This is a genomic window from Microbacterium sp. SCN 71-21 (assembly GCF_001725695.1).
GTDB lineage: Bacteria > Actinomycetota > Actinomycetes > Actinomycetales > Microbacteriaceae > Microbacterium > Microbacterium ginsengisoli.
Genome location: NZ_MEGA01000126.1, coordinates 1 through 3,147, shown reverse-complemented (window position 1 = coordinate 3,147; position 3,147 = coordinate 1). Strand labels below are relative to the sequence as shown.

At 66.2% G+C, this 3,147-nt stretch carries 3 protein-coding genes; 2 read left to right on the top strand and 1 reads right to left on the bottom strand.

Going from position 1 to position 3,147, the window contains the following annotated elements; translation table 11 throughout:
* Nucleotides 1–1,094 (bottom strand): HAD-IC family P-type ATPase (locus ABT08_RS13100; RefSeq protein ID WP_288115248.1); only part of this gene is annotated, 1,094 nt, incomplete at its 3' end.
* Nucleotides 1,095–1,163: 69 nt separating this feature from the next.
* Here ABT08_RS13100 and ABT08_RS13095 point away from each other — a divergent pair.
* Both ABT08_RS13095 and ABT08_RS13090 read left to right on the top strand, forming a co-directional pair.
* Nucleotides 1,164–1,505, top strand: coding sequence for an ArsR/SmtB family transcription factor (locus ABT08_RS13095; RefSeq protein WP_048809452.1), 342 nt, complete (start codon nucleotides 1,164–1,166; stop codon nucleotides 1,503–1,505).
* Nucleotides 1,506–1,836: 331 nt separating this feature from the next.
* On the top strand, nucleotides 1,837–3,066 hold the full coding sequence (locus tag ABT08_RS13090) for an IS30 family transposase (protein ID WP_422732844.1): 1,230 nt from the start codon (nucleotides 1,837–1,839) through the stop codon (nucleotides 3,064–3,066).
* The last annotated feature ends 81 nt before the right edge of the window (nucleotides 3,067–3,147 follow it).

The following is a 3,147-nucleotide window of genomic DNA, read 5'->3' as shown; positions in this document are numbered from 1 at the left end:
GGGGCACCCCAGGTCAGGGTGCCGGTCTTGTCGAACGCCATCGCCTTGACCCGCCCGAGCGTCTCGAGCGGGGCGCCGCCCTTGACGAGCACCCCGGCACGCGCAGCACGGGCGACCCCTGCCAGCACCGCGGCCGGGGTTGCGATCGCGAGCGCGCAGGGGCTGGCGGCGACGAGCACGGTCATGGCGAGGTAGAACGCGTCGGGGAACGGTTGCGCGAACGCGAGCCAGGAGATCAGGAGGGTGACGGCGACCCCGAGGATCACGGCGGGCACGTACCAACGCTGGAACCGGTCGATGAACTGCTGTGTGGGGGAGGCGGCCTGGTCGGCGGAGCGGACGAGCTCGACGACCTTGCTGAGCGTCGAGTCCGCGGAGGTCGCGGTGACCTCGACCTCGAGCACGCCGGACCCGTTCACGGTGCCGGCGAACACACGGTTGGCGGCGGGCAGGGTGTCGACGGTGCGCATCGCCCGCTCCGGGTCGGCCACCGGCTCCTTCTCCACCGGAATCGACTCCCCGGTGACCGCGGACTGATCCACCGCGGACACCCCGGAGATCACGAACCCGTCTGAGGGAATGCGGGAGTTCGGGCGGATGACGACGATGTCCCCGACGACGATCTCCTCCACCGGCACCTCCACCGGCTCGTCCCCGCCGCGGCGCACCAGGGCGCTGCGGGGAGCGAGCTCGGCCAGGGACTCGATGGACTTGCTTGCACGGCTGAGGGCGTATTCCTCGAGCGCGTGGCCGAGGCTGAACAGGAACAGCAGCACCGCCCCTTCCGCCCACCGGCCGATGAGGGCGGCGCCGATCGCGGCCACCAGCATGAGGAAGTCGACCTCGAACTTCCCTCGCATCGTCGAGGCGATCGCGGTGCGGAACGTGAAGAACCCACCGAAGAAGTAGGTGGCGAGGAAGAACACCAACGGCCACCCGACCATCGGCAGCCCCAACGCGAACTCGGCGATCATCCCGCCGGCGTAGGTCACGCCCGCGGCGATCGCGAACCACAGCTCCCACCGGGCCGAACCGTGGGAATGGTCGTGCGTCTCCGCAGCGGGCGCGGTAGTCGTCGGGGAAGAAGCAGTCATGCGACCAGGATACATCACAAGATCATGATATATTGTAGTTGTGAATGATTATCGTGATCGGAGGGCACAATGGTGAGCATGGCCGGTACTGAGACGCGTCGGGAAGCAGGCACCCTGTCCGTAGCGGATGCTGAGCGTCTCGCCGAGATCATGCAGGCACTGGCGTCACCTGTGCGGCTGCGCATTCTGAGCGCGCTGAGTGTTCAGCCGAGCACCGTGACCGACCTCAGCGAACAGCTGCACATCGGACAGACGACCACATCGAACCATTTGCGGCTGCTGCGGCATCTGAGCCTGGTCCTTGGCACGCGCGACGGCCGGCACATCCACTACTCGCTCTTCGACGACCACGTCTCCGAACTGCTCGAGGAGGCCATCGGGCACCTCGAGCATCTGCCCGGCGGAGGATGACGCCTGCCGGAGCTCCCCGATTGACGAGAGTATTCCCGTTCACGTCGGGGGGCGCTGCTGCGGCCGGGGAGAGCGCGTCGCTGCCGGTTCGGACACGCTGCATGGTGTGTAGCCGATCGCCGCGACGGCCATGAGCTCTTGTAAGAATCCGCCACTACTCGCGGAATCCTGAACCCGAAACCCCAGCCAACTACCGTGGAATCGCGGCATTCCTCGCCATCTCGAGCGGGAACCTACAGAGCTGTAGGTTCCACGCCGAAATGACATATTCCACGGGTAGTTGGCGGCGGTTTCAGAGTCCTAGCGCAACACCTCGTCGAGGAGGTTCGTTGTGTCGAGGAAGATTCCGTGGGCGACGCGGGCGGGCGCGGTTCGAGGGCTGATCGCGGGTCGTTCTGCGATCGAGTTCGCGCCGACTCTGGGTGTCAGCATGAGCGTCGTGAAGTTGTGGGCCAAGCTCGCGGGCGTGGAACTGATGATGGGTCGCGTCGGTGGCGCGAGGCCGATGCCGATGGATGTGGTGGTCGAGGGGCACCCTGATCGGGGGTATCGGCGGCTCACGCTCGCGGATCGGTCGTTCATTCAGGCAGGCTTGGCGATGCGTCCCCCGTTATCGATCCGGTCGATCGCGGCGGAGTTGTCCGTGTCCGCCTCGACGGTCTCCCGCGAGATCCGTGCGCATCAGGTGCGGCACTGGGATCGAAGTCACTACGACGCGGAGATCGCGCACTATCGCGCGTTGGCGGCGCGGCCGCGGTCGCGACCCGGGAAGCTGGAGCATCCGCCGTTGCGGGACGCGGTCGTGTCACGCTTGAACAACCGATACTCCCCGCAGCAGGTCGCGGGCGAGTTGACGCTGCTGTTCCCCGACGACCCGGAGATGCGCGTGTCGCACGAGACGATCTACCAGGCGCTCTACGTGCAAAGCAAAGGCGCGTTGCGTCACGAGCTCACGGTCGAGAAGGCGCTGCGGTCCGGGCGAACTACACGTATCCCGAAATCGAAGCTGCCGCGCAGATCGAGTCGACCCTGGCTGGAAGGCGCCCGCCTTGCCGATCGTCCCGCCGAGGTCGAGGACCGAGCGGTGCCCGGCCACTGGGAAGGCGACCTCGTCGTCGGACCGGGCAACTCGGGCATCGTGACCCTGGTCGAACGCACGCACCGGTTCACGCTCCTGGGACGGCTGCCAGGGCAACGCGACAGCAAGACCGTCACGGACGTCCTCGCCGGCATGATCCGCGACCTTCCCGCAACGCTCACGCGCACGATCACCTGGGACCAGGGCGCCGAGATGGCCGAGCATGCCGCGTTCACAATCGCCAGCGACTGCAACGTGTACTTCTGCGACCCGCACTCACCCTGGCAACGCGGCACGAACGAGAACACGAACGGGCTGATCCGCGACTTCTACCCGAAGGGCACGAACTTCAACGAGATCACCGACGACGAACTCACCGAAACCCAGCGACTCCTGAACATCAGACCGCGTCGCACCCTCGGCTACCGGAAACCAGCTGACATGATCAACGAACTGATCAACGGTGTTGCGCTGACAACCTGAAACCGCCCTCTTCAGCGTCAGCGCAAGCGACACCAGCGAGGTCGGTTGGGAGATCGTATCGGACAGTTGCACGTTCGACAC

Coding starts and splice junctions, on each gene's coding strand:
- ABT08_RS13095 (WP_048809452.1), top strand. CDS start 1,164: ATGGTGAGCATGGCCGGTACTGAGACGCGTCGGGAAGCAGGCACCCTG.